This window comes from Haloferula sp., assembly GCF_049672945.1.
GTDB lineage: Bacteria > Verrucomicrobiota > Verrucomicrobiia > Verrucomicrobiales > Akkermansiaceae > Haloferula.
The window spans coordinates 1-7,717 of the sequence record NZ_JBATWY010000027.1 but is presented as its reverse complement, the minus strand read 5'-3'; the positions used below and the strand labels follow the sequence as shown (position 1 = coordinate 7,717).

At 57.2% G+C, this 7,717-nt stretch carries 5 protein-coding genes and 2 pseudogenes; 2 read left to right on the top strand and 5 right to left on the bottom strand.

Annotated features, from left to right (window positions below; all coding sequences use genetic code 11):
• Nucleotides 1-220 precede the first annotated feature (220 nt).
• Nucleotides 221-1,039 carry a glycoside hydrolase family 2 TIM barrel-domain containing protein gene (locus tag WBG04_RS02390; RefSeq protein ID WP_424312748.1) on the top strand — a complete coding sequence of 273 codons (819 nt, stop codon included), beginning with the start codon at nt 221-223 and terminating at the stop codon, nt 1,037-1,039.
• Between the two features lie 478 nt (nt 1,040-1,517).
• Here WBG04_RS02390 and WBG04_RS02385 read toward each other — a convergent pair whose 3' ends face one another.
• Nucleotides 1,518-2,183: a response regulator gene (locus WBG04_RS02385; protein WP_424312747.1), complete on the bottom strand. Its 666-nt coding sequence runs from the start codon at nt 2,181-2,183 to the stop codon at nt 1,518-1,520.
• Nucleotides 2,180-4,132, bottom strand: a complete 1,953-nt coding sequence (locus tag WBG04_RS02380) for a histidine kinase (protein WP_424312749.1) — start codon at nt 4,130-4,132, stop codon at nt 2,180-2,182. Before WBG04_RS02380 ends, WBG04_RS02385 begins: the two co-directional genes overlap by 4 nt.
• Before the next feature lie 374 nt (nt 4,133-4,506).
• Here WBG04_RS02380 and WBG04_RS02375 point away from each other — a divergent pair, with 374 nt between their 5' ends.
• Complete coding sequence (locus tag WBG04_RS02375; protein ID WP_424312746.1) at nt 4,507-5,298, top strand: prepilin-type N-terminal cleavage/methylation domain-containing protein; 792 nt, start codon at nt 4,507-4,509, stop codon at nt 5,296-5,298.
• A 405-nt stretch (nt 5,299-5,703) separates the two neighbouring features.
• On the opposite strand, the pseudogene WBG04_RS02370 reads toward WBG04_RS02375, so the two are convergent.
• The 3 genes and pseudogenes from WBG04_RS02370 to WBG04_RS02360 all read right to left on the bottom strand — a co-directional run.
• Nucleotides 5,704-7,081 (bottom strand): annotated as a pseudogene (locus WBG04_RS02370) (transposase).
• A gap of 230 nt (nt 7,082-7,311) precedes the next feature.
• A complete protein-coding gene (locus WBG04_RS02365; protein WP_424312745.1) occupies nt 7,312-7,455 on the bottom strand; it encodes a hypothetical protein in 144 nt (47 codons plus the stop codon).
• Nucleotides 7,456-7,590: 135 nt separating this feature from the next.
• Nucleotides 7,591-7,717, bottom strand: a pseudogene (locus WBG04_RS02360) (IS630 family transposase); the annotation flags it as partial.

Genomic DNA, 7,717 nt, shown 5'->3' with positions numbered 1-7,717 from the left:
GATCTGACTCGAATGGCACTGTTATAAGCGGCCTGTCGGGACGGGAATCCCCAGGGAATCTGGGAATTCAGATCTACTTGCCGCTCTCAATCGCTACAGCCGGAAGGGTGATGCGGAATCGGGAGCGGTAGGCTTCGCCGGAAAAAACACACCAAAAACACCGAGATCGGGCTTAAAACAGTGCCATTCCGATCTGACTTCTTTCCTGAAAAGTGCGGGCATGAACGAACTGGCGGTGCGTCTGCAACCCGAGGATCTCTCGTCGCGCTGGTACCCCGGTGCCGGTCTCTACCGCAACACCTGGATGGTGCTTCGTTCGGAAACCCGCGTGCCGCTGTGGGGCAGCTTCGTGACGACGCCGAAGGTCGGTGATGCACTCGCCGAGGTCCGGGTGGAAAACCAGATCCGCCCCGGCGGTGCTACGCAAGTGAAGGTGACGGTCGCCGTCGATGTGCTCGATCCTTCCGGCAAAAAGGTTGCCGAGTCCCAGTCTTCCGTCGCGCTGAATCCGGGCGAGACGATCACTCAGTCTCAGTCCGTGGAAGTTTCCAATCCGCAGCGATGGGACATCACGAAGCCAGTGCGCTACACGGCCGTGACGCGCATTCTCAACGGCGATCAGGAAGTCGATCGCTATGAAGTGCCCTTCGGCATTCGCACGGTCGACTACGTCGCGGGCAAAGGCCCTTTCCTCAATGGCAAACACGTTCGAATCAACGGCGTGTGCATGCACCACGACCTCGGCGCGCTCGGAGCTGCGGTGAACTACCGCGCCACCGAGCGCCAGATGGAGATCATGCAGTTAATGGGCGTGAACTCGATCCGCACTTCGCACAATCCGCCTTCACCGGAGTTGTTAGAGATCTGCGGCAAAATTGGCTTGATGGTTCAAGTGGAAGCTTTTGACTGCTGGCAGATCGCAAAGGTCGAAAAGGGCTACAACAAGTTCAGGACAGAAGGACGGCTGGAAGCTCGCGCGCCACCTGCACCAGATCTGCAAGGACGAGGACCCAACACGCCTGACTTCGGCAGGATTTAACAACTACCCCGGCGCGGTGAAAAACGGTTTGGCTGCCGAGGTCGACATCCCCGGACTGAATTAAGATTTGCGCGGCCGTCCGGGGAACGTGGCGTCGCCTGCGTTTCCGCTACGGAATCAAGATCGACTGGAAAAAGGTTCACCGGATCAAGTGCCTCAGTCGCTGGACTCAGGCCCGTCGCCGGGCCGGCAGAAGCCTCTGCGTAAAGGGATCAAGTTCGATCGCTGCACTACCCAATCAACGCTGAGCCACCGACCTCGCCTTGATCCATTGCGGAAAGGATGGCTGGTGCGTTTTCGAACCCGTCATCAAACCGATACCACCAAACCCAATTGATCCAAGCAACCTGAACAACATTATCGGCTGTTCAACCTCGGAGGGATCACTATAGCCGACCAGAAAATCCGCATTTTCCTCCGTAAGCAATCCGGGTTGCATCTCCTCCTTTTGCCTTCTCTCATCTTGATTTGGTAGATGTCAATCATCAGGGGGAAATATGCCTAGACGGTGTGCCGTGGTGATCGCGGATGGCGCGTTGCGCACTTTCAGCTTCTCATAAATGTGCCTCACATGGGAATCCACGGTTGGGTAGCTGATTCCAAGTCGCTCAGCAATTTCCTTCTTGAGCATGCCTTCCCCTAGCAGGCTGAGAATCTCAAGCTCACGCACTGATAGCAATTTTTCACTCGCGACTTTCGGCAGGCGTGACTGCAACGATTTCAGCAGAAACTTCGCTACGCCGGGATCAAGGGGTGCTCCTCCCTCAATCACAGTGCGAATGCCTTCCTTGATCGCTGTCACCGTCGAAGCCTTGAGCAGGTAGCCGTCCGCCCCGAGGGAGATGGCACGAAGGACATCGGCCTCCTGATCAGACTGGGTAAGGATGATGATCTTGGCGTCTGGCACAACCTTCTTGAAATAAGGCAAGGCATCGAGCCCGCTCATGCCAGGTAGTCTGAGATCCAGAAGTAAGATATCCGGGCGATTGACCAATGGTGCATCCTGTACTGTCCGTAAGGCAATCTCGGCCGTTCCGAACTCATCGACGAGTTCGATACCTCCATCTCGCTTCAGTGCGAGTCGAATCACAGCTCGATATTCAGGGTTGTCTTCAACGAGCATTAGTGAAATTGGACGGTTCATCGTGGTGATCGAAAGCTACGGGTCTTAAGTGTTAGGCGCACAAGGGTTCCACCGGAGTCCGGCGAATCTAAATTGAATCGGGCTCCAAGCATGCGGGCTCTCCTTGCCAACGAGGCTGGCGGACTACCTGAATATCCATGGCCATTGTCCGTCACGGTGAGGCAAATTCTCTTAGAGTCGGCAACCAGACGCGACTCCACACGAGTCGCGCCCGAATGCCGAATGACATTTACCAGTGCCTCCTTGTAAAAAAGATACAAGTCAATCCGACGTCTCCGTTTCATCCGGCGAAGGATCTCCTCACCCTCGAACTCAAGCGTGTAATCCAAGTCCGCCAATAGCCGGCTAGAGTCTCGTCTCATCTCGGCCGTCAGATCTTCACACACATCCTTGGCCCCGATCATGTTGGCGCAGTTCCTCGCAGCTGATCCCGTCCTCTCTGTGAGTCCTCTAATGCGGTCGAGCGTGTCGACAAGTTCTTCGGGCGTCTTGATTGCATCCTTTGCTAGATCACCCAACAGGCCGATAGCGTGCAAATTGGCACCAAGCTCATCGTGCAGATTTGCTGCGATCCGCTCCCTGATCCTCTTCTCCTGTCGCATGCTTCGCATCCGGAAATACAGCAGTAGAAGTCCGATTCCGGCACCAAGGCTGACCGCGACCCAGGAGACTAAGTTCAGTCGGTCCCGCTGACGATCGTAGCGACTGGATAGCTCAGCGGTCACGCGAGGAAGAGCCACCTCAAGATCGTGACGACGAGCCAACTCTACCATCCAACGGCGCGGCGGGAGGATCTCCCCATACAAATTCAACCCATCGGTCAAAGCCGTCTCAGAACGGTCCGGCGAATCTTGGATGAAATTACATACAACCGGTCGACCCAGTGCCACATTGTCACCTTCCGCAATCAACTCGATCTCGGCAAAACCCATCCTGACCAAGCCCGTCACCGGACTCTCAGCCAAATTAGGTTCAATAGCCACGAGGCGAACATGGCGGCACATTACCTCATCGAAATTCCACGCCATCACGGGTCCCGTCTGAAAAATCGAGCTGAGTTGCACATCAAGCAGCTCTCGCGCATCGGAGAAGTCTTTGTTGCTCGCGCCCTCCAAACGGAAGTGCCGCGGCAAGCCAAAGTCTCCTCCGAACGCCTGCGGAGCTGTGTCGCTCTGATCGACGGCGTGGAGGCGAATTCCAGAAAGCAGTTGCTCGCCCTCCAGATCGATAGTGATCATGGGAACCTCGTCTTCCTCCACGAGGCCCACTACGGGGAGGCTTTGACTGCCCTCTGCCGCATTCATGACGTAAGGCAGAATGCCATCGACCAGACACTCATTGTTCCATGTCTTCAACTTTGGATCTGACGGATCCCGAAGGGGAGTCACCTGCCGGCGCAGGGCACGGTTCGTTTCTCCCTCCATAACCATCAGCTCCGAGAGTTGGAAAAGGTAGTGGCCGTCGAACGCTCGCGGATTGAGACGGGTTGCCTCCACCCGGATCCATGATGCCCGAACACCTTCAAGCGGAAGCACGACAGGCGCCACACGGGGAAGCCATTCCGATGTATCTTTAATCTCAAAAACCACCTTCCCCTCATCTTCATCATGTGTCCCTACAATAATCCGGAAGGCCGCCGGAAACGCATCGGATACAAAGCCACGCTCAGTATCCCTCCACAGCGCCGGAACCATCACAATCTCATCCACTGGCCCCTCGCCACCCAAGTCAATCTGAACCCACTCCGGGTGATCTGGTTCATCAACCCACTTCGACCGGTAGCCGATTGGCCCCACTCCACTATTCAGACTGGCACGAGCCACCCCCTTCATTTCCTCTTCAATGTCATCCCGAAGCTTCTGCAGCTCGACCAGAGAATGCAGGCTGAAATCTTTAACCAGTTCGGCAGCTCCAAGCCAGCCGCACAAGGCAAGACCCATTGTGGTCATGCTCAACCAATTCCATCTCAACGATCTATTCATCCGAACTCTTGCACCGCCCATCCAGCGCCGCGATTGCTCATCCGTCAACCCGAGAAAAGCCGATCAAGTGGAAGACTTGACTGACGGGCTGCCAAGCGAAGCCGAAGATAAGAGCCAGGGCTGAGTTGATCCTTTCGTCAGGTAGCCTCCTCCCTCTGAAGTGAACGCATTGGCCAAGCAAGGTCGGCACTGCCACTTCTTGCCGAACCCGTTCGTTTGGGGCTCCATCAGCCAGCCCATTTCCTAGCGATTTTCGAGCAATTGCCGGCATCACGTAGACACAGGATGGACGGAATAATGGACCGCAGTAAGATGGAACTCAATCGGAGACTTGATAGTTGATGCTATTTGACATACCTTCAATAGCCCTCACGGGATCCGAAAATTTTATGAAAACCAGAAAGTCATTAACATGGGTCCGTCCTTTGAGTGTTGTCCGTCGGTGCGGCTTCACCCTCGTGGAGCTTCTCGTGGTCATCGTGATCATTGTCGCACTCGCCGCCATTATTTTCCCAATTGCGGCGAGAGTGAAGAAGAAGGCTCAAGCAAGCCAATGCATGTCGAATTTGCGGCAACTCGCAATCGTCGTGCGAGGCGAGGCTTCTGACTTGGGTCATTTCCCGCCCGTTAACAATCAGACCAAACTCGAGAATGGGTCGATCCAAAATAATGGTGAGAATGTCGGAGTTCTCATCAACCACCTGCCATGTGTTTCGTGTCCGGCAGCCAGGTTCAAGGGCACCAATAAACGAGGGAATCCGATTTCTGCCTATGGAACCAATCCAATGGTGATGGGGTACTATACCGACGGCAAGCCACCACTTGTTCGCACGACTGAGGTCCGGCGTCCTTCCGAGGTCTGGATGATGAGTGATTCGGCTCAATTTACGAGTAATCCTCGCTCACTTGGCTATAGTGCCAGATGGTGGGGAAACCGCGTCGGAAATCCGGCAGACCGAGACAAGGAGTTGACGACCGCTGAGATTCCAGAAGGAGGCTTCTGGGATCCGGACGAATCGATGCTTCCCCTGCGCCACGATGGAACGGCCAACGTCGTGTTCTGTGACGGTCACGCCGAAACGATAAAGCAGATCGGTGATCTTAAGCAGAAGAATTATTACACTAACTACTGAGGTGCGCTCAGAGGGTGATCTTTACTTCTTCGAAGAAGCCAAGTGAAGCCATCCTTGTTTTGACTGCCGATGATAGAATCACGGGGCAGCGCGCATGGAATGAGATTCCCGCCGACCTCACGAAGACGGGTGATGACTGGCGCGCTACGGTGACTCTTCCCGAGGGGACCAAGGCTTGGTTCATCAATGTCAAAAGCGGGAGGCTCACCGCCAGCTCGGGATAAATTGCTAGCAGTCTGTCGGACTTGAGTCGAGGGACGTATCGGTGCCGTGCGGGTTGAACGATAACCGGGAAATCGGTTGGTAGTTCTTGGTGACGGCGGACGGGCGAATTTGGTGTCTCCAGTGTCCGATCTGTGCTTGTCAAGGCGGCTATGGTGCCCGGGATCCGCCCCAGGCCTCGCTTCAGGCTCTTTCGAGCCGCATTCCGAGATTGAAGAGCCGTTTCAGGTTGTAGCTGGTGCTCACCAGGCTCCGCTCCAGGCTCACTTTCTCCAGGCCGCGCAAATGGAAGCGCCGGAAGCCGAGCACTTCCTTGATGATCCCGAAGACGGGTTCGACGGTTCGTTTGCGCATTCCGTAGAGCTCCTTGCCCGCACGTGTTTCCAACCGGTGCGCCATGATCTCGGCGACCGTCGCTCCAGGTGGGGGCGCGGGCGGGTCGCCGCGCTTCTCAAGTTGCCGGATGCTGCGGCCGTGCGGTTGGCGCTTCATCGCGGCGTAGATCGTGGGACCTGCGCCGTCATTCTCCACGGCGGCGACGGCTTGCTCGCTGTAGTACCCGCTGTCGGCCAGGCCGTTGGCCACCTTTCCAACCACGGGGCTGATGCTCTCGATGGCGGGCTTGAGTTGTTGTTTGTCGTTGGGGGCGTCGCAGACATGCTGACCTACTACGAGCATCGTATCGATGTCCACGGCGGCTTGCGCGTTGTAGCATTGTTCGAAGCTGCCCCCGTCTTTCATGATCCGGCTTTCGGGGTCGGTGAAGTTGTACTGGTCCTTGGGTCGGGGGCCTTCCTGCGGCGGCTTGGGTGTCTTGCCCCGGCTCTTGGCTCCGGTCTGCTTTTCCTTGGCTTTGCGCTGGGCGAGTTTGGCTTCGTATCCGGCTTTCTCCTCGGCGAAGCGCTCTCTGGCCCGCTCTTCCATGACTTTTTTGGCCTCTTTGAGTTTGGCGATGCGGTCTTCGCGCCGCTTGATTTCTCCGGGCACGCTCAGTCCGTCTTGCAAGGGGATGCTGTCGGCATCTTCGGCTTTGGCGAGGAGTTCCTGGATCTGGTCTTCGGCGAGTTTGAGTTGCTTTCCCACATGGTCGTGGCTCATCGCGCTGTGTTTGCTGGCGTTGGCCAGGATCTTGGTGCCGTCCACCGAGACGGTGAGATCACCGACTTTGAACACCTGGGCGCGGGCCGCGAGTTCGAGCACCTGGTGGAAGCAGGAACCGAGCAGGTCCTTGTTCTCGCGGCGGAACTTGCAGATGGAGTCGTGGTGGGGATGGGTGTCGGCGCAGAGGTAGCGCACTGCGACGTTTTCGTAAGTGAGCGTCTCGATGCGGCGGCTCGAAAATGTGCCGGTGGCGTAGCAATAGATCAGCAGCGTCAGCATCATGTGGGGCGGGTATTGCGCGGAGTCGGCGCCTCGCTCGTTGATCCGGGCGGTGCTGAGATCCAGCGCGTCGACCGCATCCATGATGAAATGGACCATGTGGTCGGACTCGACCCAATCCCGCAGGTCCGGGGGCAGAAGAAGTGGCGAATCGTGGTCAATTGACAAACTTGGCTGCCATGGGCGGACCATAGCAGTAGGGCGATTGGCTGGAGAGGTCATGGGAACGGTCGGGCCTTCAGGATGAGATCGATGGCCAGTTGCTTGCGATCCTGGTAGTCGCCGCCTTTCTCGATGATGACGCGCAGGGCGGGTTCTTTGTTGTGGAGCGGGTCGGCGGAATCGAGCGGAGCGAGATGGACGGGAGCGAACGCGACGTGCCCCGTAGGGGGGACCGCCGGGGGGGCGGGATCAAATGAGGGCGTTTTCGAGGCGCATTTGCGGGTCGGAGAGGAGGGCGCGGGCTTCGCTGGGCTCGCTGTCTTCCTTTTCGCCGGTGGCGGGGATCATGGCGACGGGGCGACCGTCTTCGTGGCGACAGAGGGTGACGATCATGCCGCATTTGCCGTCGCCGATGCTCTTGCCGTCGAAGGCGAGGCTGCGGGGAAGGATGCCGGTATTTGCCTGAAGCCAGCGGGTCAGGGCGGCGGCGTAGGCTTAGGGGTCGATGGCGTTCATGAGGTCGTTGAGGGTGGCGTGGAGCTTGGCAAGCAGTTCGCAGACCGTGTCAGAGTTCACCGATCCGGTGTTCCTGATGCTCACAAAGTCGTGGTCCCGCGTCTCTACAGCTCCCAACACGTTGTAGCGCTGCCGCCCG